Annotated in this window: 27 protein-coding genes and 1 pseudogene; 16 read left to right on the top strand and 12 right to left on the bottom strand. The window is 70.1% G+C overall.

What is annotated here, in order from left to right:
• The first annotated feature begins 41 nt into the window (after positions 1–41).
• Positions 42–455: a pyridoxamine 5'-phosphate oxidase family protein gene (locus OG410_RS22450; protein ID WP_329300844.1), complete on the top strand. Its 414-nt coding sequence runs from the start codon at positions 42–44 to the stop codon at positions 453–455.
• Between the two features lie 161 nt (positions 456–616).
• Here the strand turns inward: OG410_RS22450 and OG410_RS22445 are convergent, their stop codons facing one another.
• A complete protein-coding gene (locus OG410_RS22445) occupies positions 617–952 on the bottom strand; it encodes a hypothetical protein (RefSeq protein ID WP_326786561.1) in 336 nt (111 codons plus the stop codon).
• The gene (locus OG410_RS22440) at positions 949–1161 is read right to left on the bottom strand and encodes a hypothetical protein (protein WP_329300843.1); all 213 of its coding nucleotides are present in this window, start codon (positions 1159–1161) and stop codon (positions 949–951) included. Before OG410_RS22440 ends, OG410_RS22445 begins: the two co-directional genes overlap by 4 nt.
• A gap of 266 nt (positions 1162–1427) precedes the next feature.
• On the opposite strand from OG410_RS22440, the gene OG410_RS22435 reads away from it, so the two are divergent.
• Positions 1428–2420, top strand: a complete 993-nt coding sequence (locus OG410_RS22435) for a helix-turn-helix transcriptional regulator (protein ID WP_329300842.1) — start codon at positions 1428–1430, stop codon at positions 2418–2420.
• 67 nt (positions 2421–2487) lie between these two features.
• Here OG410_RS22435 and OG410_RS22430 read toward each other — a convergent pair whose 3' ends face one another.
• The 7 genes from OG410_RS22430 to OG410_RS22400 all read right to left on the bottom strand — a co-directional run bounded on the left by OG410_RS22430 (position 2488) and on the right by OG410_RS22400 (position 11474).
• Complete coding sequence (locus OG410_RS22430; protein ID WP_329300841.1) at positions 2488–3552, bottom strand: helix-turn-helix transcriptional regulator; 1065 nt, start codon at positions 3550–3552, stop codon at positions 2488–2490.
• Between the two features lie 688 nt (positions 3553–4240).
• Entirely contained in the window at positions 4241–5323 is a 1083-nt protein-coding gene (locus OG410_RS22425; protein WP_329300840.1) for a sugar ABC transporter substrate-binding protein, read from the bottom strand.
• A gap of 703 nt (positions 5324–6026) precedes the next feature.
• Positions 6027–6479 (bottom strand): heat shock protein transcriptional repressor HspR, encoded by a 453-nt coding sequence (locus OG410_RS22420; protein WP_328670535.1) that lies wholly within the window; start codon positions 6477–6479, stop codon positions 6027–6029.
• Between the two features lie 7 nt (positions 6480–6486).
• Entirely contained in the window at positions 6487–7677 is a 1191-nt protein-coding gene (gene dnaJ, locus OG410_RS22415) for a molecular chaperone DnaJ (protein ID WP_329300839.1), read from the bottom strand.
• 33 nt (positions 7678–7710) lie between these two features.
• Positions 7711–8370 (bottom strand): nucleotide exchange factor GrpE, encoded by a 660-nt coding sequence (gene grpE, locus OG410_RS22410; RefSeq protein WP_328450188.1) that lies wholly within the window; start codon positions 8368–8370, stop codon positions 7711–7713.
• A complete protein-coding gene (dnaK, locus tag OG410_RS22405) occupies positions 8367–10211 on the bottom strand; it encodes a molecular chaperone DnaK (RefSeq protein WP_329300838.1) in 1845 nt (614 codons plus the stop codon). Before dnaK ends, grpE begins: the two co-directional genes overlap by 4 nt.
• Before the next feature lie 147 nt (positions 10212–10358).
• Positions 10359–11474 carry an MraY family glycosyltransferase gene (locus OG410_RS22400; RefSeq protein WP_329300837.1) on the bottom strand — a complete coding sequence of 372 codons (1116 nt, stop codon included), beginning with the start codon at positions 11472–11474 and terminating at the stop codon, positions 10359–10361.
• 266 nt (positions 11475–11740) lie between these two features.
• Here OG410_RS22400 and OG410_RS22395 point away from each other — a divergent pair, with 266 nt between their 5' ends.
• The gene (locus tag OG410_RS22395; protein WP_329300836.1) at positions 11741–14017 is read left to right on the top strand and encodes a (Fe-S)-binding protein; all 2277 of its coding nucleotides are present in this window, start codon (positions 11741–11743) and stop codon (positions 14015–14017) included.
• A 140-nt stretch (positions 14018–14157) separates the two neighbouring features.
• On the opposite strand, the pseudogene OG410_RS22390 reads toward OG410_RS22395, so the two are convergent.
• The 3 genes and pseudogenes from OG410_RS22390 to OG410_RS22380 form a co-directional block, all read right to left on the bottom strand.
• Positions 14158–14312: pseudogene (locus tag OG410_RS22390) on the bottom strand (antibiotic biosynthesis monooxygenase family protein); the annotation flags it as partial.
• 38 nt (positions 14313–14350) lie between these two features.
• Positions 14351–14857, bottom strand: a complete 507-nt coding sequence (locus OG410_RS22385; protein ID WP_329300835.1) for a hypothetical protein — start codon at positions 14855–14857, stop codon at positions 14351–14353.
• A gap of 47 nt (positions 14858–14904) precedes the next feature.
• Positions 14905–15261 carry a helix-turn-helix transcriptional regulator gene (locus OG410_RS22380; RefSeq protein ID WP_329304206.1) on the bottom strand — a complete coding sequence of 119 codons (357 nt, stop codon included), beginning with the start codon at positions 15259–15261 and terminating at the stop codon, positions 14905–14907.
• Positions 15262–15646: 385 nt separating this feature from the next.
• Here OG410_RS22380 and OG410_RS22375 point away from each other — a divergent pair, with 385 nt between their 5' ends.
• The 13 genes from OG410_RS22375 (at position 15647) to OG410_RS22315 (ending at position 24227) form a co-directional block, all read left to right on the top strand.
• A complete protein-coding gene (locus OG410_RS22375) occupies positions 15647–15868 on the top strand; it encodes a WhiB family transcriptional regulator (RefSeq protein ID WP_329300834.1) in 222 nt (73 codons plus the stop codon).
• On the top strand, positions 15865–16374 hold the full coding sequence (locus tag OG410_RS22370) for a hypothetical protein (protein ID WP_329300833.1): 510 nt from the start codon (positions 15865–15867) through the stop codon (positions 16372–16374). The genes OG410_RS22375 and OG410_RS22370 overlap by 4 nt, the downstream gene beginning before the upstream one ends.
• 8 nt (positions 16375–16382) lie before the next feature.
• The gene (locus OG410_RS22365) at positions 16383–16559 is read left to right on the top strand and encodes a helix-turn-helix domain-containing protein (protein ID WP_329304205.1); all 177 of its coding nucleotides are present in this window, start codon (positions 16383–16385) and stop codon (positions 16557–16559) included.
• Between the two features lie 238 nt (positions 16560–16797).
• Positions 16798–17199 carry a hypothetical protein gene (locus OG410_RS22360; RefSeq protein WP_261706686.1) on the top strand — a complete coding sequence of 134 codons (402 nt, stop codon included), beginning with the start codon at positions 16798–16800 and terminating at the stop codon, positions 17197–17199.
• A gap of 44 nt (positions 17200–17243) precedes the next feature.
• A complete protein-coding gene (locus OG410_RS22355) occupies positions 17244–17837 on the top strand; it encodes a phage tail tube protein (RefSeq protein WP_329300832.1) in 594 nt (197 codons plus the stop codon).
• A 78-nt stretch (positions 17838–17915) separates the two neighbouring features.
• Positions 17916–18206: a hypothetical protein gene (locus OG410_RS22350; protein ID WP_329300831.1), complete on the top strand. Its 291-nt coding sequence runs from the start codon at positions 17916–17918 to the stop codon at positions 18204–18206.
• 116 nt (positions 18207–18322) lie between these two features.
• Entirely contained in the window at positions 18323–18607 is a 285-nt protein-coding gene (locus OG410_RS22345; RefSeq protein WP_443063780.1) for a hypothetical protein, read from the top strand.
• A 91-nt stretch (positions 18608–18698) separates the two neighbouring features.
• Positions 18699–19133 (top strand): DUF3592 domain-containing protein, encoded by a 435-nt coding sequence (locus OG410_RS22340; protein ID WP_329300830.1) that lies wholly within the window; start codon positions 18699–18701, stop codon positions 19131–19133.
• Positions 19134–19211: 78 nt separating this feature from the next.
• Positions 19212–19826, top strand: a complete 615-nt coding sequence (locus OG410_RS22335; protein WP_329300829.1) for a hypothetical protein — start codon at positions 19212–19214, stop codon at positions 19824–19826.
• Positions 19827–19885: 59 nt separating this feature from the next.
• Positions 19886–20821, top strand: coding sequence for a hypothetical protein (locus OG410_RS22330; protein ID WP_329300828.1), 936 nt, complete (start codon positions 19886–19888; stop codon positions 20819–20821).
• Positions 20822–20831: 10 nt separating this feature from the next.
• Positions 20832–21677 (top strand): hypothetical protein, encoded by an 846-nt coding sequence (locus OG410_RS22325; protein ID WP_329300827.1) that lies wholly within the window; start codon positions 20832–20834, stop codon positions 21675–21677.
• Positions 21664–24042, top strand: coding sequence for a hypothetical protein (locus OG410_RS22320; protein WP_329300826.1), 2379 nt, complete (start codon positions 21664–21666; stop codon positions 24040–24042). Before OG410_RS22325 ends, OG410_RS22320 begins: the two co-directional genes overlap by 14 nt.
• Positions 24039–24227: a hypothetical protein gene (locus OG410_RS22315; RefSeq protein ID WP_329300825.1), complete on the top strand. Its 189-nt coding sequence runs from the start codon at positions 24039–24041 to the stop codon at positions 24225–24227. Before OG410_RS22320 ends, OG410_RS22315 begins: the two co-directional genes overlap by 4 nt.
• Positions 24228–24258: the final 31 nt, after the last annotated feature.

Below are 24258 nucleotides of genomic sequence, written 5' to 3'. Positions count from 1 at the left end.
GACCGGAAAAGAGACGCCCACCAGGCGTAGATTCAGGCCTCATGGCTTCCTATCCGGTGGACCCGCGGCAGCCCGACGCCGCCTACCTGAGCTTCTGGCGCGAGCGCCATCTGTGCACACTCACCACCCTCCGGCCCGACGGCAGCCCGCACGTGGTGCCCGTCGGCGTTACATACGACCCCGAGGCCGGTCTCGCTCGGGTCATCACCGACAAGTCCAGCCGGAAGGCGGCCCACGTACTGGCGGCCGGGCCGGACGGGGCCCGCGTGGCGGTCTGCCAGGTGGACGGCCGGCGCTGGGCGACGCTGGAGGGGCGGGCACGGGTCTCCACGGACCCGGCGCGTGTCGCGGAGGCGGTGCGGCGCCACACGGAGCGCTACGAGCGCGTGCCGTCGCCGAACCCGTCCCGGGTGGCGATCGAGATCGAGCTCACGGCGGCGATGGGCCGCGGATGAGACCACCGGCGGGCATCCCACGGCCGCTGCCGGCTCAGGCCAGGACGGGCCGAAACCCGGAGATTTCCCCGGAAACTGCAGCGGCGTCACCGTGTTCAGGTCACGGTGACGCCGCTGCGGGGGGAAGTACCTGCGCGATCTACTACGACGGGGGAATCGCGTCAGGCACTGCGGGGGGTGGCTGCGATGGTCTCGATGTCCGGGACGTCAGGCCCGGTGAGCTGGTGGTCGCGCTGGTCGAGGTTGACGAAGATCATTCCGTACCGGATGGCGCACCGGACGGGCTGCGGCGCCCCCCGAGGCCGCCGCAGACACCGGTAGGCCCGTACGTCCTCGTCGTCGTCGCGGGTGACGACGACGGGCTCTCCGAAGACGGTCACCATCAGCGAGTCGCCGCTGTAGGGGATGGCGGTGACCAGGTCGATGAAGTGCCAGCCGGACCGGTAGGCGGTGGCCATCTCTCGGCGGAAGGAGCGGTCGTCGGGCGGAATGCTCATGCTTCTGCGCTCGCGGAGATGACCGTCCAGCCGCTGTCCCCCAGCGCCGAGGCCTCGGCGACGTTCCAGCCACTGTCCGCCGGGGTCGCCTTCACGCTGGTCCAGCCGCTGTCGCCCGGGAGCGCCGCGGCCTCGATGTCGGTCCAGCCGCTGTCCCCGGGGACCGCCTCGGCGGAGGTCCAGCCGCTGTCCGGCGGGGTCGCCTTCACGCTGGTCCAACCGCTGTCCGGGCCGGCCCCGGTCCGGGCACCCCCGGCATCAAGACCCGAGGCTCCCAGGGAGCCGGACGCCACAGCGACAGAGAAGACTGCGGCAAGCACTGAACCAAGCAATCTCGCTCGCATAGTCGGCTTCGTCCTCACTTGATGGAATCTTCTCCCCCGTCGTCACAAGACGATGGCTCATTCAGGCACGTCAATGCCACAGCAGCGATGCATCATGTTCCTGCACGTTCAGGACCCTGGGGGGTGGAGATTTGCCCACAAACAACTCACAACCGACACATCCCCACGCTGTCACCACGTTGTGTGACGAAGGAACACGCCTTTACGCCAGTGCGTTGCACTCCGGCCGCATCACCCGGGTCGAAGTGGAAACGGCCCCCTGCCTCTTGGAGTTCGCACTGCTTCATCCCGACCCCGACGACGAGAAGTGGCTGCGTCCCGTCCCGCCGTCGGTCGCGCTCGCCCAGCGCCTGCAGCCCCTGGAACGGGAGATCCAGGAACGCCGGCGGCTCGCGATCGAACTGACAGACTCCTTCGATCCGTTCATCGCGATCAGCACACAGAGCACCGCGAGTATCCACGCGATCACCGTCCTGGAGGGATTCGACCGGATCAACGCGGCGCTCAATTCGGCCACCGCCGAGTGCCAGACGGAGATGCTGACGATCCAGCCGGGCGGCGGCCGGCCCGCCGACGCCCTGATGCAGGCCCTGGAGCGCGACAGGCCGCTCACCGACCGGGGCGTGCGCATCCGCACGCTGTACCAGCACACCGCACGGCACAGCCAGGGGACGCTCGCCTACGTGGAGCGCATATCCGGCGGCCGGATCCAGGTGCGTACGCTCGAGGAACTCATCGAGCGGCTGATCATCTTCGACCGGACCGTCGCCTTCATCCCGGCCAGCGACGACCGGCGGGTCGCCCTCGAACTCCGCCACCCCGGACTCGTGATGTACCTGAGCAAGGTCTTCGAGCAGCTCTGGCAGCGGGCGGTCCCCCTCACCGAGAACGTCCCGAACGATGTCGGGCCCAACGGCATCACCGGCGTCCAGCGCTCCATCGCCAAACTGCTCATCGAGGGGCACGTGGACGAGGCCATCGCCCGCCGCCTGGGCATGAACGTCCGTACCTGCCGCGCCCACATCGCCAAGCTGGCCTCCGCCCTCGGCAGCGGGAGCCGGGCCCAACTCGGCTTCCTGATAGCGCAGTCGGGACTCCTGGACCAGCCCGAGGGAGGCGAGTGACCCCGCTGACGCCAGAACGTCCGGCACGCCCGGCCGGGCTCCGGAAGCCTCGCCCGGACCGCCGTTCTCAGCGGCCGGCCGGGGATCCGCGGTCGGGGACGGCGGGCGCTCCCGACGCGGCCTCCGCGACGGGGACCGGCTCGAATTCGGGGGAACGCTGCGGCCCGTCGAGACCCGCCTGGGCGATCCGCACGCCCAGCTGCGTCCGGCTCGCCGCGCCCAGCGTCTCCGAGAGCCGGGCGATGTGCGCCCGGCAGGTCCGCACGCTGATGCCCAGCCGCTCCGCGACGACCGCGTCCTGATGCCCCTCGGCGAGCAGCGCCGCGATGGACCGCTCCCGGTGGGTGATGCCCTCGATGCCCGTCGAGGGCATGGGCGAGGTCAGCGGGATCCCGAGGCGCCACAGCCGTTCGAAGACCGTCCCCAGGTAGTCCACCAGCGCGGGGTGGCGCAGCTCCAGCGCGATCGTGCGGTCCGAGTTGGCGGGGATGAAGGCGACCGTGCGGTCGAACAGGATGAGCCGCTCCACCACCTCGTCGAGGGTGCGGGCCTCGGCGGCGTCGCCCATCAACTCCATGTAGTTCAGGAGGCCTTGGCCGTGCCGGGCCACATGGGTGTAGAGATCGCGCATGCGCACCCCGCGCCGGCGCATCTCCAGCGCCCGGTGCAGCCCCTCGACGAGTTCGTCCTCGCGCCGGATGCCGCCCGGCTGCACCGTCAGGACCTCACGGGTGCATTCCTCGGTCGCCTTGTCCATGGCGGCGTGGATCCGCGGCAGCCCGTCCAGGACCCGGATCGCCACCCCTTCGGCCGGCGCCCGCACCCGGCCGCCGAGACCCGCGTACCACTCGAAGGCCGACACCGCGTCGCCCACTCGCGCCTGGCTCGCGCTGACTTCCTCGTACACGCCTCGCAGGAGCCGGGTCATGACCTCCTGGGGCGAGGTCGGCACCAGCCAGTCCATGTCGTCCGGATCGGGGTGCAGCAGCGCCAGCTCCAGCAGGCAGGGCACCGCCTCGGCGTCCTCGCGGGGCACCCGGCCCCGGCGCACGGCCCGGGAGTACACCCGGTCGCCCGCATCACACAGCCGGTCAGCGCCGTGCGGATGCCTGTCCGTCCCGTGCCCGGCCATCTCCCACCCCTGGCTCCAGCTCCAACCCCTGGCGTGAGCCCCGCGTCAGGGCGTCCTCCGCAGCGCAACTATGCGCGGACGCGACCGGCATCGCAACAAGGCTGTGCGGCCGGGGAGCGTCCGTACGCCCCTGCTCGTCCCCATAAATCCTGACCTCCGCCGCGCCCCTTGCAACAAGCTGAAGGGCCGCCGCCCGACCCCCCGGACACGCCCCGGCACACGCTCCGAGACCCTCCGCCCGAATCCCCGACTCCGTTTCCTTCCGGGGGACTTGCGGCGAGCGCACCCGCCCCGGCCGCAGCCGCCGACGACGCTCGGCCTCAAGGAACCGGAGGTTGCGCGGGAACGGGCACCGCGACGAAAGTCCACCGGACCCGCAAACCGCCTGACCGCCACCCGCGGGGCGATGGGCGGGGCGGTGGGCACGGGGCGATGGCACGGGGCGATCATGCCGAAAGGGGGGCGTGCGGCCCCAGAGGGCGCCGTGGGGGCCGGGGCGCGCCGGGGCGGCGGCGGGGGGCTCCGGCGCGGCGGGAGGCCGTGCAGCGCCCTCCTGGGAGGCCTTCCGGGCCGGGCCGGTACGGGAACGGCCCCGGCCGCGGGTGGGCGCCGTCGGCGCGCACCCGCGAGCGGGGCCGGAACCGTGCTCGCCGGCCGTCTCGGTGCCGAGACGTCCGGGCGGAGCGTCCTACTTGATGCCGAGCGAGCTGCAGAGCGCCTTGTAGGCCGTCGTGCAGATCTTGTCGACGGTGTAGATGCCGTCCTGGACGACCGTGTTCTCGATGTTTTCCTTGGTGAGGGCCACCACGGGCACGAGCTGGGACGGGACGTCCTTGTTCGTGGGGCTGCTGACCTTGTCGCGGGTGAGCGCGTCGAACTCGATCGTCCGTCCCTGGACCCGGGCGACGGCCATCTCGGCGGCGGCGTTGGCCTCCTGCGGGTACGACTTGTACACGCTCATGTACTGGTCGCCCTTGATGATCCGCTGCACGGCGATGAGCTCGGAGTCCTGACCGGTGACCGGCGGCACCTTGCTGACACCCGCGGCCTTGAAGACGTCGATGACCGCGCCCGCGATGCCGTCGTTGGCGGCGTAGACACCGGCGATGTTGCTCAGACCCACGGCCTGGATGGACTTCTCCATGTTGGCCTTGGCGTTGACCGGGTTCCAGTCCTTGGTGTCGTACTCGGCGGCGACGATCACCTTGTCCTTGAGCTCGGACTCGGCGCCCTTCTTGAACTGCGCGGCGTTCGGGTCGGTCAACGAGCCGTTCATCATGATGATCTTCTTCGAGGCCGTGTCGGAGCCCAGCGCGGCCGCCAGGGCCTTGCCCTGGGTCTCGCCGACCAGCTCGTTGTCGAAGGAGATGTACGCGTCGATCGGACCCTGCGCCAGACGGTCGTAGGCGATGACCGGGATCCCGGCCTCCTTGGCCTTGCGCACGCCCTTCGCGATCGACACCGAGTCCACGGCGTCCACGAGGATGACGTCGACCTTGTCGTCGATCATCTGCTGCATCTGGCGGAGCTGCTTGGCAGCGTCCTGCTCCGCGTTCAGGTAGAGGACGTCACCCTGCTTCTCGGTGAGCTTCTGAACCTGCTCCCGGATGATCGGGTAGTCGAACTTCTCGTAACGGGTGTTCTCCTTCTCCGGAAGGAGCAGGCCGACCGTGATGTCGTCGCCCTTCGTGGCGCTGGCCGAGCTCCCACTCCCACCGAAGTCGACCACGCCGCATCCGGCGAGGGTGAGGGCCGTGGCGGACGACGCCACGGCTATGACGGTACGGCGGAGGCCGGTGTTACGAGTCTTCACAGCAGGTGCCTTCCGGGCGAGGTTGCAGCATTGCGACCCAGGTGGCTGAAAGCCAACGCGGCGATCACCTCAGCGTCAAGGAGTAATCACTTAACGAGATGGCAACGGCGTTTCGTGTTCCACAAGTGAACGCGACGGGAAAATACTACGCCCATCCACCGATCGATCCCCTCAGCTTCACCTTCCGTCATTCACATGGACATCCCACGTCCGTTCACAGGAGTCGCGATCGCCGACGGTTTTTAACCGCCGTTGACGATCGGTCAGACCCGAAGAAACACATGGACAAGGACACTCCCGCGCGAGGCGCCCCCACCTCGGCCCCCACGCTCACCCCTGCGCGCCGGCCACTCGGCGCGGCCGGCGCGGCCGCCCTCGCAGTGACCAAGCGCACACCGCCGCTTCATTGACGGCAATTCACCGCGAACACCTCTTATCGCCGCCCGCTCCCGCACGACGAAAGGGACGTCCCGAACCTCCGCCACCGGGCCTATACGGACGACATACGCAAAACAGACCTCAGGGAGAAGGTTTCAGCCACTCGGTCAAAAACGGTCAACCTCGCCGCTCCGGCCGGAAAGCGCGGGGCACGCGAAAGGGCCCGGAGGTCGATGACCTCCGGGCCCTTCGGGTTCGTCCGGTACCGCCCGGGCGACCGGGTTCAGTCGGCCGCCCGCTTGGGACGCCACACCACCAGCGCGCTCGTCTGCTGGACCTCCTGGTACGGGACCAGGTCACGCCGGTAGGAGGCGTGCACGGCGGCCTCGCGCTGCTGCATGGCGGCCGCGGCACCGTCGAGGGCCGACTCCAGCTCCGCGACACGGGACTGGAGCGCGGCCACCTGGTTCTCCAGCTCGATGATGCGCTTGATGCCGGCGAGGTTGATGCCCTCGTCCTGCGACAACTGCTGGACGGTGCGCAGCAGCTCGATGTCGCGGGCCGAGTAACGGCGGCCCCGGCCGGCCGTACGGTCGGGAGAGACCAGACCGAGCCGGTCGTACTGACGCAGGGTCTGCGGGTGCAGTCCGGAGAGCTGGGCCGCCACCGAGATGACGTAGACCGGGGTCTCCTCGGTCAGTTCATAGGGGTTGCGTCGACGACCGGTCGTGTCCATGGCTCCGTCATGCTCCCTTCGCGGCCTGGAACAGCTCCGCCCGCGGATCCTCACCCGCGGTCGCCTCGCGATACGCCTCGAGCGCGTCACGAGCCTTGCCGGACAGGTCCTGGGGGACGACCACCTCGACGGTGACCAGGAGGTCGCCCCGGGTGCCGTCCTTGCGGACCGCGCCCCTGCCCCGGGCGCGCATGGTCCGTCCGTTGGGCGTGCCCGGCGGAAGCTTCAGGGTCACCGGGGGGCCGCCCAGCGTCGGGACCTTCACCTCGCCGCCCAGTGCCGCCTCCGTGAAGGTGACGGGCACGGTGACGGTGAGGTTGTCGTCCTTGCGGCCGAAGACCGGATGGGCGTCCACGTGGACGGTGACGTACAGGTCACCGGCCGGGCCGCCCCGCTCGCCCGGCGCGCCCTTGCCCCGCAGCCGGATCCGCTGGTTGTCGCTGACCCCCGCGGGGATGCGGACCTGCATCGTGCGGGACGACTTGGCCCGCCCGCTGCCGGCGCACTCCATGCAGGGGTGCTCCGCGATCAGGCCGCGGCCCTTGCAGTCCGGGCAGGGGTCCGTGAGCGAGAACCCGCCGCCCGAGCCCCGCGCCACCTGGCCGGTGCCGACACAGGTCGGGCACACGCGCGGTGTGCCGTTCTTGTCGCCGGTTCCCGAGCAGGCCTTGCAGGGCGCCTGCGAGGTCATGCGCAGCGGAACGGTCGCGCCGTCCACCGCCTCCGTGAAGGAGAGTGTGACCTCGGTGTCGATGTCCTGGCCGCGCCTGGGCTGGGTACGCGTGCCCGTGGCGGGGCCGCCGCCGCGGTTGAACAGGCCCCCGAAGACGTCACCTATGCCGCCGCCGAAGCCGCCGGCTCCTCCCGCTCCCTGACCCTGGGCACCGCCTCCGAAGAGGTCGCCCAGGTCGAAGTTGAAGTTGCCGCCGCCCGCGCCGGGACCCGGCCGGAAGCCACCGCTGCCGAAGAGGGCGCGTGCCTCGTCGTACTCCTTGCGCTTCTTGGGATCGCCGAGCACGTCGTTCGCCTCGGAGATCTCCTTGAAGCGCTCCTCGGCCTTGGCGTTGCCCTTGTTGGCGTCCGGGTGGAACTCGCGGGCGAGCTTCCGGTACGCCTTCTTGATCTCGGCCTCGGTGGCGTCCTTGGGGACGCCGAGGACCTTGTAGAAGTCCTTCTCGATGAAGTCCTTGGTGCTCATCCCCGACGTCCCTCCTTCCTCGTCCGTTCAAGCTCAGCCCTCGTCCGGGCCACCGCTCTCCTTGTCCTCGGCCGACTCGGCCTGATCCTCGGCCTTGACCGGCTGCGCCCCGGGCTGCGGCTCGGCGACGGCCACCCGCGCGGGGCGGATGGTGCGTTCGCCGAAGCGATACCCCGGCTGCAGAATCGCCACGCACGTCGTCTCCGTGACGTCCGGCGCGTACGAGTGCATCAGGGCCTCGTGGATCGTCGGGTCGAAGGGCTCGCCCTCCTTGCCGAACTGCTGGAGCCCCATCTTCGCCGCGACGGTCTCGAGGGACTCGGCGACGGACTTGAATCCGCCGACGAGCTCCCCGTGGTCCCGCGCGCGGCCGATGTCGTCGAGCACGGGCAGGAGTTCGGTCAGGAGGCTCGCCACGGCGACCTCCCTGACCGCGATCCGGTCGCGCTCGACCCGGCGGCGGTAGTTCTGGAACTCGGCCTGGAGCCGCTGGAGGTCCGCGGTGCGCTCGGTGAGCGCCATGCGGGCCTGGTCCAGCTGGGCCGTCAGGCCGGTCACCTGTGCTGCTGCGTCCCCGTCCGGGGCCGCCGCCCCCTCCGCAGAGGGGGTGGCGGACTGCGGCTCGGCGTCGTCAGAGGTGGCGCCGGAAGGGACGTCGGGCTGCTCTTCGAAGCCCGGGGTCTCCTCCGTCACGCGGCACCGTCCCGGCGGTCCTCGTCGACAATCTCGGCGTCGACGACATCGTCGTCGGCCTTCGGGGCCTCGGCGCCGTGGGCGTCGCCGCCCGCGGCCTGGGAGGCCTGGGCGTCGGCGTACATGGCCTGGCCCAGCTTCTGCGAGACCGCGGCGACCTTCTCGGTGGCGGTGCGGATCTCGGCGGATTCCTCGCCCTTGAGCGCGGCCTTCAGCTCCTCGACGGACGCCTCGACCTCGGTCTTGATGTCGCCGGGGACCTTGTCCTCGTTGTCCTTGAGGAACTTCTCCGTCTGGTAGACGAGCTGCTCGCCCTGGTTGCGGGTCTCGGCGGCCTCGCGGCGGGCGTGGTCCTCGTCCGCGTACTTCTCGGCCTCCTGGCGCATGCGGTCGACCTCGTCCCTCGGCAGCGAGGAGCCGCCGGTGACGGTCATCTTCTGCTCCTTGCCCGTGCCGAGGTCCTTCGCGGTCACGTGCATGATGCCGTTGGCGTCGATGTCGAAGGCGACCTCGATCTGCGGGACACCGCGCGGGGCCGGCGGCAGACCGGTCAGCTCGAACATGCCGAGCTTCTTGTTGTACGCCGCGATCTCGCGCTCGCCCTGGTAGACCTGGATCTGGACGGACGGCTGGTTGTCCTCGGCCGTCGTGAAGATCTCGGAGCGCTTGGTCGGGATCGTGGTGTTGCGCTCGATGAGCTTGGTCATGATCCCTCCCTTGGTCTCGATACCGAGGGACAGCGGGGTCACGTCCAGGAGCAGGACGTCCTTGACCTCACCCTTGAGGACACCGGCCTGCAGGGCGGCGCCGATGGCGACGACCTCGTCCGGGTTCACGCCCTTGTTGGCCTCGTTGCCGCCGGTCAGCTCCTTGACGAGCTCGGCGACGGCGGGCATACGGGTGGAGCCACCGACGAGAACGACGTGGTCGATCTCGGACAGCTGGATGCCGGCGTCCTTGATGACGTTGTGGAACGGCGTCTTGCAGCGCTCCAGGAGGTCCGCGGTCAGCTGCTGGAACTGGGCGCGCGTGAGCTTCTCGTCCAGGTGCAGCGGGCCCTCGGCGGAGGCCGTGATGTAGGGCAGGTTGATCGAGGTCTCGGTGGACGAGGACAGCTCGATCTTGGCCTTCTCGGCGGCCTCGCGCAGACGCTGGAGCGCCATCTTGTCCTTGGCGAGGTCCACGCCGTGACCGGAGCGGAACTGCTGCACCAGGTAGTCGACGACGCGCTGGTCCCAGTCGTCACCACCGAGGTGGTTGTCACCGTTGGTGGCCTTCACCTCGACGACGCCGTCGCCGATCTCCAGGAGGGACACGTCGAAGGTGCCGCCACCGAGGTCGAAGACGAGGATCGTCTGGTCGTCCTTGTCGAGGCCGTACGCCAGGGCGGCGGCGGTCGGCTCGTTGACGATACGAAGGACGTTGAGACCGGCGATCTCACCGGCTTCCTTCGTCGCCTGACGCTCGGAGTCGTTGAAGTACGCGGGGACGGTGATGACCGCGTCGGCCACCTTCTCGCCCAGGTACGCCTCGGCGTCGCGCTTCAGCTTCTGCAGGATGAAGGCGCTCATCTGCTGCGGGTTGAAGCTCTTGCCGTCGAGCTCGATCTTCCAGTCCGTGCCCATGTGACGCTTCACCGAACGGATGGTCCGGTCCACGTTCGTGACCGCCTGGCGCTTGGCGACCTCGCCGACGAGCACCTCGCCGTTCTTCGCGAAGGCGACGACGGACGGCGTGGTCCTGGCGCCTTCGGCGTTGGTGATGACGGTGGGCTCGCCGCCTTCGAGAACGCTGACGACGGAGTTAGTCGTGCCCAGGTCGATGCCGACCGCACGTGCCATTTCAATTCCTCCAGCAATGACTTGAGTGGAACGGACTCAAGTGTGCACGACGTCCGCCTCTCGGTCAACAGACCTGAGTCGTAGGGGCTCAACTCTTATCCGCTCCTTACGCGCATGGAGCCTCTGAACTGCGGTTTTCTCGCAGAGTCAGTGCACCTTTACTGCACCCGGAGCCTCCGGACGGGGGCGCCCCGGACGCCCCAGCGGCCTCGGGACGGGTCCCCCGGGGGCAGGAATCGCATGCGGATGGGCACGGCGCGGGCGGACCCCGGGACGTACGGCGCCCACGACCGCGACGGCGGCCACCGCGCCCGCCACCCACCAGGCGGCCCCCGCCCCCAGCCACCCGAGGTCGATGCACAGCCCCACGAGCGCAGCCGCGAACGCTGCAAGACCCGTCACGATCATGACCCCCTGACGGGTGAGTCCCGCCTGCCGCAGCCGGTGCACCAGATGGTCCGGCGCCGGTCGCAGCAGCGGCCGCCCCGCCCGCCGCCGCGACACCAGGACCAGGACGGCGTCCGCGGTGGCCAGGGCCGTCAGCGCGAAGGCGGCGCCGAGGCCGGTCCCGGCGGGCCGCCCCGCGTGCACCAGCACGACCGCCGAGGCCAGGACGAAGCCCGTGAACAGCGACCCGCACCGCCCCGGCGCGATCCTGGCGGGCGGCCATCCGTGCATCAGGAACCCGGTGAGGGCCGCGGCCAGCACGCTGAGCAGCGCCGCGAGCCCGTCCATGAGTTCGGCGGCCGCGCACGCGCTGAGGGCGAACGCCGTGATGACGCCGACCGTCCCCATCACCCCGTCGGCGTGGTCCAGCGAACGGAAGCCCTGCGTGACGAGGACGATCCAGCCCACCGCCAGCACTCCGGCCGGCATGCCGAGTTCGTCGTAGGGGACGGTCAGCGCGGCGGCGACGGCGACGCCCGCCCCGCACACCACCGGGGGTACGGGCAGCAGATCGGAGGCAAGGCCGAGCAGGGCGACCGCGATCCCGGCGACCAGCAGCCGGCCGGTCTCCGGCCCGAGCGGGGCGGCGCCGGTCCAGCCCCCGGCCCAGCCGACGAGCGCCGTCGTGCCGGCCACGGCGACCCCGCCGAGGAGCGGAACCGGTCTCCCTCTTCCGGGGGCCCGCGGTTTCGCCCGGCGCGCGGGAAGCCCCCTCCCCTCGGCCGGGCCGAGGCGCAGGGAGAACGACCGCAGCAGCGCGGTGAGCGTGGCGGTCAGGAGCAGAGCGGCGGTGGCGGCCGTGATTCCGTACAGCACGTCGCCAATTTAGGGGTAATTGTCACAGTATTGGGTGAATAACACGATCGGGTTTACGTGTCCTGTCGGCCCCGGGCGAAACGGACCCTGTGCCCGCCTCCCGGGCACCCACTCAGGCTTCCCTCAGCGACGCAGATCACCGCACCTCTGACTACAGTGCGGCGGAGGAAGTGGGTAGTCTCAGACGGACTGCATAAGTTACCGCTTAGTAATCACCTTCGAGGTCACCCTCGAAGCAACACCTCGCAGGCCCGAGGAGCCCCCGAATGCAACTCGCCGCGATCATTGTGTCGCTGGTCCTGACCGTGGTCGGCGTGGCGCTGCTAGCACGCGCCATCGGCCAGTTCGTCCGCTACTTCAAGTTGGGACAGCCCGTCCCCGCCGGGAGCCGGACCGACAACCCCTACCAGCGCAGCGTGACGCTGGTCCGGGAGTTCCTCGGCCACACCCGGATGAACCGGTGGGGCATCGTGGGCTTCGCCCACTGGTTCGTGGCTGTCGGCTTCCTGACGCTCCCTCCGACCCTGGCCCAGGCCTTCGGACAGCTCTTCGAGGCCGACTGGACGCTGCCGGTCGTCGGCGACTTCCTGCCGCTCGAGATGTACACCGAGTTCATCGGTGTGATGACCATCCTCGGCATCCTCGTCCTGATGGCGATCCGGCTGCTGAGCCTGCCCTCGCGCCCCGGCCGCAAGTCCCGCTTCGCGGGCTCCAAGTCCGGCCAGGCGTACTTCGTCGAGTACGTCATCCTCACCATCGGCCTCGCGATCTACACCCTGCGCGGCCTTGAGGGCGCCATCCACCACGTGGAGCACTACGAGGCCGCGTACTTCGCCTCGTACCCGCTGGTCCTGGCCTTCAAGGGCCTGAGCGTCGGCACGCTGCAGAACCTGATCTACCTGGTCGCGATGATCAAGATCAGCGTCTCGTTCATCTGGATGATCGTGGTCTCGCTGAACACGAACATGGGCGTGGCCTGGCACCGTTTCCTGGGCTTCCCGAACATCTGGTTCAAGCGCGAGGCGAACGGCGGAACGGCCCTCGGCGCGCTCCAGCCGATGACGTCGGGCGGCAAGGCCATCGACTTCACCGACCCCGGTGACGACGACGTGTTCGGCGTCTCCCAGGTCGAGCAGTTCTCCTGGAAGGGCCTGCTCGACTTCTCCACCTGCACCGAGTGCGGCCGCTGCCAGTCGCAGTGCCCCGCCTGGAACACCGGCAAGCCGCTCTCCCCCAAGCTCCTCATCATGTCGCTGCGCGACCACGCGCACGCCAAGGCCCCGTACCTGCTGGCCGGCGGCGGCAAGAACGCGGAGGGCGAGGAGAAGGCGTCCGAGGAGCAGCTCAAGGACGTCCCCGCGGCCGCCCTGGCCGAGGCCGAGCGCCCCCTCATCGGCACCCTCGAAGAGAACGGCGTCATCGACCCGGACGTCCTGTGGTCCTGCACCACCTGCGGCGCCTGCGTCGAGCAGTGCCCGGTCGACATCGAGCACATCGACCACATCGTCGACATGCGCCGCTACCAGGTGATGATCGAGAGCGCGTTCCCGTCCGAGGCGGGCACGATGCTCAAGAACCTGGAGAAGAAGGGCAACCCCTGGGGTCTGGCCAAGAAGCAGCGCCTCGAGTGGACCAAGGAGGTCGACTTCGAGATCCCCGTCGTCGGCCGCGACATCGAGGACCTCAGCGAGGTCGAGTACCTGTACTGGGTCGGCTGCGCCGGCGCCCTGGAGGACCGGGCCAAGAAGACCACGAAGGCCTTCGCGGAGCTGCTGCACATGGCGGGCGTCAAGTTCGCGATCATGGGCGGCGACGAGAAGTGCACCGGTGACTCCGCCCGCCGCCTCGGCAACGAGCCCCTGTTCCAGGAGCTCGGCATGGAGAACGTCGCGGCGCTGAACATGGCCTTCGGCGAGGACGACGAGGACGAGTCCACCAAGAAGCCGAAGACGGCGAAGAAGATCGTCGCCACCTGCCCGCACTGCCTCAACACGATCGGCAACGAGTACCCGCAGCTCGGCGGCGACTACGAGGTCATCCACCACACCCAGCTGCTCCAGCACCTCATCGACGAGGGCAAGCTGCTCCCGGTGACGCCGGTGGACGGGCTCATCACCTACCACGACCCCTGCTACCTGGGCCGCCACAACAAGATCTACACGCCCCCGCGCGAGATCATGTCCGCCGTCCCGGGCCTGCGCCAGCAGGAGATGCACCGCCACAAGGAACGCGGCTTCTGCTGCGGTGCCGGCGGCGCGCGGATGTGGATGGAGGAGCGGATCGGCAAGCGCATCAACAACGAGCGTGTCGACGAGGCTCTGTCGCTGAACCCCGACATCGTCTCCACCGCCTGCCCGTTCTGCCTCGTCATGCTGACCGACTCGGTCAACGGCAAGAAGAACGAGGGCAAGGCCAAGGAGTCCGTCCAGGTCGTGGACGTGGCGCAGCTGCTGCTGGAGTCCGTCAAGACGCCGGTCGCGGACGAACCCCCGGCCGGCGAGGCGGAATCGGAGAACGAGCCGGAACCCGAACCCGTGAAGTAACCGCCCCGTTCGGTACGACCGACGCCCCGCACCTGTCCGGTGCGGGGCGTCGGTCGTGCGGGGCCTGCCCCGGACGCCGGTGGCGCGCTCGCACAGCTCGCGCAGGAGGACATTCCCTGCGCCTCGCCCTTCGGGCGGCCCGCCTGCTGCACCACCTCGAAGCACCACAGGATCGGGCCGGAGACCCGGGCTCAGGCCGCTCTCTCCCCTCGCCGCCGCCCTGGTGCACGGACTTCATCGGCCCTTCCGTCCACGCCCGGAAGGACTCCTTGTCACGCCAGCGCGTGTGGACGAGGCCGATCTCGACTGCGTCGACGGCTTCTTCCTGCTCCCTCATCCGTCACCGTCGGGCCGCCGTACCGCATCGGCGCCCTCACCGCGTTCCCGGACGCGCTCGTGCCGTCCGGCGCCGGGCTCGTCGTGCCGGTGCCGCAGCTCCGCCCGGGCGCGCTCGGCGCCCTGGCCGACGGCCGGGGCGCCGTGGCCGGGGAAGTCGAGCAGCCGGCCCATGGCGGACAGGGGGTCGGGATCCGCCGGATGCTCCGCCGGGGTGGCCGGATCAGCCGGAGCGGCCGCCACATGCCCCGGCGACTCGAGCTCGCCGGACGGGCGGACCGCCCGTGCGTGCTCCTCCCAACCCGTGCGGTACCACTGGAGGTTGGCCCGCTGCACCTCCTCGTCGCTGAGGATGCGGACCCCTTCCGGTCCCGCCTCCTGGACCTTCTCACCCAGTGCGATCAGCAGACCGCCCAGCAGCCGGGTAACCCGCTCCGCCTCGGTGTACGACCCTTCACCACCGGTACCGTCCTTGTCATCGTCCCGGCGTCCCCCGTCACCCATGTGTGCACTCCTTGCACTCCCGGCTCCCCCGTCCCGCGTCTCTTTCCCTAAGACCCCTCCCCCAGAAACTGCCGGGCGACCTTCACGAACAGACCACGCAGGTCCTCCGGTACGCCCATGCGCCGCGCCGCCTCCTCCGGGCTCAGCCGCCTGCTCGCTCCCGGGTCCGCTCCCGGGCCGGGTTCGAGCGGCAGATCGTCCTCGGACAGCCGCCCGGAGCGGATCAGCATGTCCCGCAGCGGCACGCCGAGCACCACGGCCAGGCGGCGCATGGTCTCGAGGTCCGGCATGCTCTGCCGCTGCAGCAGCCGAGTCACCGCGGCCCGGTGGACACCGGAGTCGTCGGCCAGCCGCGACTTGCCACCGCCGCGTGGGCCGTCGATCACATAGCCGCGGTCCCGCATCAGGTCCTCGACCCAGACGGCGAACTCCTCCAACGCGTCGGTTCGTTCCGTTCGTTCTGTTCGTTCCGTGCTCGCGGCGCGTGGACTGGGCCCCATGTTCCCGATCTCCCCTCGTGTCGGGAGCAGCGTACCGATCGCGCACGCACCTGGAGTGCGCGCGCACGCGCGTAAGGGAACACATTTTTCTTCACCTCGCCACGGACAGTCCGGCCACCATATATAGAACATACGTTCGCACGCTGCACCGCTGGTCGCGTTCAAGCCACCACCCCTGGCGCCCTCGCCACCCCCGCAAGTCGCTTGCGCTCGCGCTCGCACGGTGCCACGCTGACTGCTGCCCGCATATATCGAACGAATATTCCCATCCTCTGGGGAGGTATCGCTCGTGACCAGCAAACTCGACTGGCGCAGGGCTGCGGCCTGCGCCAATCTCCCACAACACTACGTGTTCACTCGTAATCCCTCCGACGCAAAACATACGTTGCGCGCATGCAACCAGTGCCCGATCCGACGTGAGTGCGAGGCTGTCGTAGACCCCTCGCACACATGGTTCGACGGCGTCAGCGGCGGGCGGCTGTGGCGCAACGGACGCGAGGTCGCCGTATGAGCCCCGCCGTCTGGATCACCTCCCTGCTGCGCCGGTTCCCCGAACTGGTCGCCGAGCTGGCACCCGCCGCCCACGGGGGGCTGCGGGAACGGCGCGGCGGCGGGCCGGTCGGCGGCACCGGTGCCCCCGTACGCCTGCATGTCTCCGACGCCCTGCGCGACATCACCGACGGCGTCGTCGAACTGGAGGAGGCCGTACGGGAACGCCTCGGCCTGCGTCCGGTGCCCCCGGCCTCCGTACCGGTTCGGCTGCGCCGGATCGCCGGACTGCTGGAGCGGATCGCCCCCGACCCGGTGCTGGCCACCCACGTCGAGGACGAGACCCGGCGGATGGCCGCGCGCTGTGCCCGTGCGCTCGGCGACCCGGAGCAGATGGTCCGCCTGCCCGGCCGCTGCCCGGCCTGCGACTCGGTGTCGCTGCGGGCGTTCCCGGAACGGGCCGAGGTGCGGTGCGTGAACCCGCCCTGCGGGCACGTGGCCGCCCCGGCGGACGAGGAGGCGGCGTGAACGCCCCCATGGTCACCTCCGAGCTGGCCGCCGCCGAGGCGGGCGTCACCTCCGCCACCATCCGCAAGTGGGTGCAGCGCGGGCACCTGCGGCCCGCCGGCGCACAGGGCCGCCGGCAGCTGTACCGGCTGGAGGACGTGTTCACCGCCGAGCGCGCGACGAACCGCCTGCGCGGCAACCGCTGACCACCGCCCGCATCCACTGGCCCACGCCCACGACGAACCAGGGTCCCGTCGCCCGCCGCGACGGGGCCCTTTCGTTTGTCTGGCCATCAACTCCCCCTGAAAAAAGGTGAGTTGCGAGATCCGGGAGTCGCCGTCACACTCGAAGCAGCGGCAGAGCTGCGCCCGGATCCCGGGCGGCGGACCTGCCGCTTTCTGCTGCCCGGAATCCGGGACCCCTCTTCCCGAAGGGAGCGCCCGTGTGGCGATCCTGAACTTCCCCGACGTGGAGCGGCTCGTCGTCGACTTCCTGAAGAACCGGACCGAAATGGCCGGGACCACGGTCGACAACAGGCCGCCCGCCGGCTTCGACGGCACCCAGCAGGTCGTCCTCGTCTCCCGCGCCGGCGGCGCCTGGATCGACGACCTCAACCTCGACCGGCCGCTGGTCGACCTCGAGGTGTACGGCCCGGACAAGACCACCGCCCTCGTGACGGCCAACGCGGCCCGTGCCTGCGCCCTGGAACTCCAGGGCACCCGGTACGGCACCGCGCTGGTCACCGACGTCGACGAGGCGGACGGACCCCGCTGGCTGCCGGACTACAACCGCCCGGCCGGCAACCGCTACCTGGCCACCCTGCGGCTGTCGATCCGCCCGGCGTAGGCGACTTCACCACTCCCCTCTCCCTCTCACCGAGGAGCACGCACATGGCAGGCTTCAAGAACACCGAGATCCGCATCGCCGGCGCCGGCAACGTCTGGTGGGCCCCGGCCGGCACCACCGTCAAGGAGACCACCGCGCTGGCCTCCCCGTGGGTCAACCTGGGCTTCACCTCCTCCGACGGGGTCAAGTTCAACAAGAAGGACAAGAACGACCCGGTCGACACCTGGCAGTCGATGGCCCCGGCGCGCTTCGTCCTCTCCGACCGGGACCTGACCCTGAAGTTCCAGCTGATGCAGATCAACAAGGACACGTTCCCGTTCTACCTGGGGCTCCCGTCGACCTCGGTCGTCACCGCGGGCTCCCAGACGGAGACCACCGCGCAGAAGATCGACATCGGCGGCATGCCGGGCGGCCAGGACCAGCGGGCCCTCGCCATCGACTTCGCGGACAACAACGGCACCAAGGACCTGCGCTACCGGCTGCTGATCCCGTACGGCGCCGTCTCCGAGGTGGAGGAGCTGTCGCTCAGCCGCACCGGCGCGGTCAAGCTCGGCGTCACCTTCACCGCACTGTCGGGCGACGACCCGACCAAGCCGATGGCCACCTGGCTGGTCAACGACCCGGCGGCGCTGGCCTGATCCCCCGCACCTCCCCGTGGTGCCCGGCGTGCGCGCGCACGCCGGGCACCGTCCGAACCCACCGACAAGGAGCCCGAGATGACCACCTTCAACGTCAACGCGGCCCGCGCCCAGCGCCTGGAGGCGCTCGGCCGCGACTGGACCTTCGAACTGGACGGCGACACCTTCGCCCTGCCGACCGAACTCACCCGCACCACCGCCCACAAGTTGCGCGACCTCGACGACAACGACGTCGACGGACTGCTCCGACTGCTGCTCGGCGAGGAGCAGTTCACCCGCTTCGAGCGGCACGACGTCACCGTGCAGGACATCGCCGCGATCCTGGAGGCCTACGGCAAGGAGACGGGGCTGGGCCTGGGGGAAGGCTGAGCCTCGGCGAGCTCGTCGAAGAGCACGCCGAGGCCCTGGAAGCGGACCTGCTCCGCCACTACGGCGTCGACCTGCTGGACTGGCACCGCGGCCGGCTCACCTCACGCCGGCTCGCGGTGCTGGTCCGGCATCTGCCACGGGACAGCGCGCTCTTCCGTGAGGCGCACGGCGAAGGCGCCGAGTGGACCGTGACCGACCATCTGCTCGCCTTCATCGCCGACCAACTCGCCGAGGCCAACTGGATGTTCGCCACGGTCAACCGCGACGAGGAGAGCGAACCGCTGGAGTATCCCCGTCCGGTCCCGCGCCCCGGCCCTGCCGAAGCGGAGGCCGAGGAGGATCCGGCGCCCGATCCGCCGGGGCTGCCCGGCCTGGCGGAGCTGCGGTCGTTCTTCTCGTAGCCTCCGCGACCGGCGGCCGTGGACAGCACCGATCACGTACGTCACCATGAAGCACTCGGACACCTGTTGGACACCGAACGGGAGCAACGTGATGGGTGGCGCCCTGGTTCTGGCTCTCATCATGGCTGTGGTGTCCACCGGCGTGGGACACACCGTGGTGCACACGGCCCGCCGGCATCGCCAGGCCCGTCATCTGCACGCGTCCGGTGTGCAGACCACGGGAACCTGCACGGCACTGTCCTGGGACCAGGACCAGGTCCTGGTGCGCTTCTCCTACCGTCTTCCGGACGGCACCGAGCACGAGGCGGAGTCGTTCCCGATGGAGCACACGACCGTGGTGCCCGGCTCGGACGTGACGGTGGTGTACGACCCCGCCGCCCCGACGACAGCCGAACTGCGCGAGTGCCTGGAACCCGCGCTCGGTGTCCGGCGGCGCCAACTGGTGGGTGTCGCACCGATCGCGCTCCTCATCGCCGTCCTCGACATCTGTATCGTCCTCGGCCTGCTCAGCCTGCTCGTCATCTGATCACTGCCTCCCCCTCACACCCCTGACCGTGCGGTCAGGGGTTCTTCGTCGCGCCCTGCTCACGCACGGAGGTATCACGTGTCATCCCAAAGCCAGCCCAACGACCAGACCGCTGCGCTGCTCGCCGCCGCAAAGCAGGCAACGAAGACGGCGCTGTCGGTCATCGCCGCCGAAATGCCGAAGATCAAAGCCGAGTGGACCAAGGACATCCAGACCACGCTCCTCAAGACCGACGTCCAGGCCGCCACCCTCAGCAGCCAGCTCTTCAAGTTCGACCAGTCGCTGTTCAAGTGGGACGAGAAAGGGCTCACCTTCGCCGGACGGCCCATCGGGCCCGGCAAGAAATGGTCGCTCGAGAACGCCGTCTACGGCAGGGGCGACCAGCGGGAGAAGGACGAGAAGAAGAAGAAAGAGGCGGCGGAGGAAAAAGCCGCCGCGACCGCGAGACAGCAGGAGCGCGAGCGGGCCAAGAAGTTCGAGGAGGACCTCAAACGGCAGGTCACCGCCGCCAGGAGCGACGCCGGCCACGCAAAGAACGACGCGATCGAGGCCCATAAGAACAGCGAACTCGCCAAGAACCTGCTGACCAGCGCCAAGCAGCACGCCCGTCTGGCCGGGGAGTCCGCCACCAGGGCGAACAAGGCCCTGACCGCGCTGGAGAAACGTGTCGACGAACTGGCGGCACATATCTGAGCCGCCCGCGCAGGCCCACCCCGGCACCTCGCCGATCCCTGAACCGAGGAGACATCCGTATGTCCCTGATACAGAAGCTGCGCACCGCGGACGGTGCCTTCGGCCGGTTCGCCTCGGCCGCCGGCCGCGCCGCCACTTCCACCAGCGGGTTCAAGACCGCTGTCGCGCAGGCCGACAGCTCGCTGACCAAGTCCAAGGGTTCCAGCGACAAGTTCAAGACCTCCCTCGACCACCTCAAGACCTCCTCCGCAGGCGCCAAGAACGCCCTGCGCGATGTCAAGGCCCAGTCCGACGCCGTGGAGAAGTCCGTCGGGAACGCCGGCAAGAAAGCGACGGCGGGCGGTACCTCCATGAAGGGGTTCGGGTCGGGGCTGAAGGGGGCGACGCTCGCGCAGAAGGGCCTCAACACCGCCATGAAGGCGAACGCCTTCGGGCTGATCATGGCCCTGCTCGCCCCGCTCATCTCGAAGTTCATCAACATGGACAAGGTCTCCGCCGCCCTCGCCAAGGGCGTGAAGTGGGCCTGGAACGCCATCTACAACGCGATCAAGAACCACGCGGGGCCCATCAAGTCGGTGCTGAAGGGCATCATCAACGCCTTCACCGCGCTGCCCCGCGCCTACATCGGCGGCCTCAACGCCATGATCGGCGCCCTGAACCGGATCCACGTCAAGATCCCCGACTGGGTGCCCCACTTCGGCGGCCGGGAGTTCGGCATCCACCTGCCGATGCTCCCCAACATCCCCACCCTCGCCCAGGGCGGTGTCGTGCCCGCCCGCCGCGGCGGCACCCTCGCGCTGCTCGCCGAGGCCGGCGAGCCCGAGGCCGTCATCCCGCTGTCGAAGCTGGAGCGGGTGCTCGGCTCGGGCGGCGGGATGCACCGGCTCGCCGCCGCCGTCGAGAGGCTCTCCGAACGGCCCGTGCACGTCGAGGTCGACTCGCAAGTCATCGCCCGCGCCGTCCTCGTCGGACAGCGCCAGCTCGCCCGGAGGTGAGGGAGAGACCATGGCCAGGAACCTGTGGATCGGACGGCCCGGATTCATGCGGGAGATCGCCCAGGCCGCGAAGAGCTGGGACCGCACCGCCGATCTGAACGTCACCGAGTTCAAGTCCCTCGAAGGGAACATCACCACCGTCGCCCCGGCGCGCACCGTGCGCCGTATCAAGCTGTCCTGGGACGCCCTGTCCCCGGGCGACGCCCAGCACCTCACCCGGCTGGCCCGCAGGATCAACGAGCCCGGATCCCAGGGCGGGCCGCAGCCGCCGTACGGGCCGCTCGCCCTGCTCGACCCGGCGTCCGTGAACCTGCTCGACCCGTACCAGGCGACCGCGCAGAGCACCCAGTCCAGCGGGACCGACCACTGGTTCACCGTGCAGGGCACGATCGTCGTCCGCCCCTCCCTCTCGGACACCGTGGTCGCCGACTTCCAGGACGCGGCCAGCCGCCTCGGCTGGCGGCACGGTGTCTGGACCGGGTGGCCGGTGATGCCCGGTATGCAGGTGTCATGGCTGCTGCCGCCCGACTGGAACCCGGCGACCGCCGTCGTCCAGCTCGACTGGAAGGCCGTGGACGGTTCATACCTCGCCTCCACGTCCGCGAACGGCACCGGCGTCACCGGGACCGCCCCGGCCGGCGCCGCCTTCGTCACCCCGATCGGCGGACCGGGCGCCACCGGCGTCTACGGGCTCGCCGGAGCGTGCCTGACCATCGGCGAGCCGGCCATCGCGTTCTCGCTCGGCGACGGCTGCCCGGCCATGAGCGTCACCGGCTACACCGACGTGCCCACCGTCCCACTGCCCTACCGCAACGTCGGCCTCGACCTGGTGGAGGTGCGCGGTGCTCAGCTCTGACCCGGCACTGGCCGAAGCGCTCGCCGCCCCCGACCGCACCCCCGCGCACACCACCCGCTGCGGCGGCCGGGAACTCGGCGCCCAGGTGCAGTCCTGGAAGGTCGAGCGGGCCTACAGCACCGATCTGCCCGAGGCCATGCGCGCCGTCTCCGGCAGCGCCTCCGCCCAGCTGGAGATGCAGCTCGGCGGCGCGAACGGGGTGGCCGCCCCCCAGCTCTACTCCGCGTGGGCCGGGCGCGCCACCGGCGACGCGGTACGCCCGGGGCAGTCCGTCGCGCACGAGAGCGGACTCACCGGCGCGACCCTGCCCGCCTTCCGCGGCACCGTCCGCTCCCGCACCGCGGCCTCCGGCACGGACACCGTGACCGTCCAGGCGCTGGACGGCGCCGAGCGGCTGCGCGGACCGGCCCTGCTGCCCCGGCCGTACCACGGCCTGATGTACGCCCAGCCGGTGGCGAGCGCCACCTGGTGCGTGGACGAACTGCTGCGCCAGGGCGGCATCCACACCTGCCCGCCGCCCCGCGCACCTGCGGTCACCACGGATGTCACGGCACCGTTCACCGTGCTGCACGCCTCCCTGCACGGCGGCTTCAACCCCACCCACGGCCAGCCGGAGACACTGCCCGCCCAGACCTCGTACTCCTGGATCCGGGACGGCGCGCCGCACGAGATGGCCCTGATGCCGAACGCCCCGGGACTGACGGCGGCCTGGACACCGCGGTCCCGGTTCGTGGTGGCCGGCAAGGTATTCCAGATCGAGCTGTACGCCAACTCGGCCCGTGCCGTGGGCAACACCGTGGATCTGAAGCTCGTCTTCGACCGCAGCGCGGGCGCCTACGGCTACTACGGCCTGAACGTCGACTTCGCCGCCGGCGCCGTACGAATAAGCTCCGGCACGTTGAACGGCAGCGGACAGACCTGGATGTGGACGCTGCCGAAGGTGGCGTCCCTCAAGGGCGCCTGGCACGTGGGCGTCACCGTGGACACCAGCGCCGGGACGACGTCCGCCACCATCCCGGCGACCGTGCTCCCGCGGCTGACCGCTCCCGACGGGCAGTTCCTCCCGCTCGGCACCGCCACCTTCAACAACACGGCCGCCTACCAGCCGCCGTCGGAGCTCTGCCGGATCGAACTGACGACGGACATGGCCGTCGAGTGCCTCCAGGTCACCGACAACTCGTGGCCCGACCTCGCCTCCTACACCGCCGACGAGTACGAGCAGCGGGGCCGCTGGTCCAAGGCCGCCGAACTCGACGAGGTCACGGTCCCGCTGTACGACGTGCCGAAGGTCTCCGGATCCCAGTGGGAGGCGATCACCGAGATCGCCCGGGCCACGATGTCCACGGCCGAATTCGACGAGCAGGGCGTCTTCCGCTGGCGCGGACCGGCCCGGTTCCAGAAGGTCCCGGCCCAGCCGGACCTCACCGTCACGACCCTGCGGGACATCGCCGCGCTCACCGTCTCCGAGGAGATCGACGCCTGCCGCAACTACTGCAAGCAGACGTACCAGGACTACACCGGCGTGCGTGCCACCGACGGCGAGACCACGACCGACACGGCCGTACGGGAGATCAGGCCCGGCGCGGTGGTGGAGGTGGCGTACGCCATGGCCGAGGACGAGCTGGACATCGGCCCCGTGCAGATCGAGGACGACGCGGCCACGACGCTCGGGAACAAGGTCCGCTTCGGCAGCGCGGTCACCGGCGGTACCTCGGTCAAGGGCTGTGTGACGGTCAGTTCGCGGCGCGACGGGCCGAACTACATAGTCCGGTTCGCCAACCGCGGCACGGCGAGCGTGTGGACGGTCACCAAGGACGGCAAGCCGTCCGTGCAGATCGTGCCCCGGAAGCGGACCGCGGACCCGGCGCAGCGTCAGTACGCCTGGTACAACAGCGGCAGCCAGTCCTACTACGGCAAGCAGGTCTACGAGGCGCCCGCGACCGACTGGGTGCAGCAGCAGAAGGTGGCCTCCGACCTCTCCCACGCCATGCTCGACGCCGGCCGCTACCCGGTCCCGGTGCTCGGCGAGGTGGACATCCTGCACGACCCGCGCATCCAGCTCGGCGACGTCGTACGCGTGGTGGACACCACCGGCGCCGCCCTGGACACCCTGGCCTGGGTCGTCGGCATCCGCACCACCTGCCAGGCGGGCTCGGTACCGCAGCAGACCCTGACCCTGCGCGGCACCTCCTACAACGGCGTCCCGCTCGACTCCGGCCTCACGTCCGACCCGCCGGTGGACCCGCAGTACGGCACCCGGCGCAGCTACGCCCTGGTCGCCGCGCAGTTCCCGACCCTGGACGACCTCACGAAGAGCAGGCTCAGCTACCGCGAGCTGCTCCAGCCACCAGGAGGCGCCGCATGAGCGACCAGCCCGCAGTGACCGCGGAGGACGACGGCACGTCCGTGGTCCTGCCGTCCGAGTCCGCGCCGGACGACTCCGCCCAGGACGGCGACGTCGCCGTGCCCGTGCCGGTGGACAGCGCCGCCGCCCGCTCGGGTGACGGCGGCAGCCCGTCCGACACGCTCCCGCCGCCCTTCGGCACCTGACCGCCCCCCGCCCGCACACCGCAAGGAGGAG

This window comes from Streptomyces sp. NBC_00659 (assembly GCF_036226925.1).
Classification (GTDB): Bacteria; Actinomycetota; Actinomycetes; order Streptomycetales; family Streptomycetaceae; genus Streptomyces.
The sequence above is the reverse complement of the archived record's forward strand: the minus strand, read 5'-3'. Positions and strand labels throughout refer to the sequence as shown.

What these genes read in the sequence shown, in the direction of transcription:
- OG410_RS22450 (WP_329300844.1), top strand. Translation starts at nt 42, where the DNA reads ATGGCTTCCTATCCGGTGGACCCGCGGCAGCCCGACGCCGCCTACCTG.
- OG410_RS22445 (WP_326786561.1), bottom strand. Translation starts at nt 952, where the DNA reads ATGAGCATTCCGCCCGACGACCGCTCCTTCCGCCGAGAGATGGCCACC.
- OG410_RS22430 (WP_329300841.1), bottom strand. Translation starts at nt 3,552, where the DNA reads ATGGCCGGGCACGGGACGGACAGGCATCCGCACGGCGCTGACCGGCTG.
- OG410_RS22420 (WP_328670535.1), bottom strand. Translation starts at nt 6,479, where the DNA reads ATGGACACGACCGGTCGTCGACGCAACCCCTATGAACTGACCGAGGAG.
- dnaJ (WP_329300839.1), bottom strand. Translation starts at nt 7,677, where the DNA reads ATGAGCACCAAGGACTTCATCGAGAAGGACTTCTACAAGGTCCTCGGC.
- dnaK (WP_329300838.1), bottom strand. Translation starts at nt 10,211, where the DNA reads ATGGCACGTGCGGTCGGCATCGACCTGGGCACGACTAACTCCGTCGTC.
- OG410_RS22395 (WP_329300836.1), top strand. Translation starts at nt 11,741, where the DNA reads ATGCAACTCGCCGCGATCATTGTGTCGCTGGTCCTGACCGTGGTCGGC.
- OG410_RS22385 (WP_329300835.1), bottom strand. Translation starts at nt 14,857, where the DNA reads ATGGGTGACGGGGGACGCCGGGACGATGACAAGGACGGTACCGGTGGT.
- OG410_RS22380 (WP_329304206.1), bottom strand. Translation starts at nt 15,261, where the DNA reads ATGCGGGACCGCGGCTATGTGATCGACGGCCCACGCGGCGGTGGCAAG.
- OG410_RS22370 (WP_329300833.1), top strand. Translation starts at nt 15,865, where the DNA reads ATGAGCCCCGCCGTCTGGATCACCTCCCTGCTGCGCCGGTTCCCCGAA.
- OG410_RS22365 (WP_329304205.1), top strand. Translation starts at nt 16,383, where the DNA reads ATGGTCACCTCCGAGCTGGCCGCCGCCGAGGCGGGCGTCACCTCCGCC.
- OG410_RS22355 (WP_329300832.1), top strand. Translation starts at nt 17,244, where the DNA reads ATGGCAGGCTTCAAGAACACCGAGATCCGCATCGCCGGCGCCGGCAAC.
- OG410_RS22350 (WP_329300831.1), top strand. Translation starts at nt 17,916, where the DNA reads ATGACCACCTTCAACGTCAACGCGGCCCGCGCCCAGCGCCTGGAGGCG.
- OG410_RS22340 (WP_329300830.1), top strand. Translation starts at nt 18,699, where the DNA reads ATGGGTGGCGCCCTGGTTCTGGCTCTCATCATGGCTGTGGTGTCCACC.
- OG410_RS22330 (WP_329300828.1), top strand. Translation starts at nt 19,886, where the DNA reads ATGTCCCTGATACAGAAGCTGCGCACCGCGGACGGTGCCTTCGGCCGG.
- OG410_RS22325 (WP_329300827.1), top strand. Translation starts at nt 20,832, where the DNA reads ATGGCCAGGAACCTGTGGATCGGACGGCCCGGATTCATGCGGGAGATC.
- OG410_RS22315 (WP_329300825.1), top strand. Translation starts at nt 24,039, where the DNA reads ATGAGCGACCAGCCCGCAGTGACCGCGGAGGACGACGGCACGTCCGTG.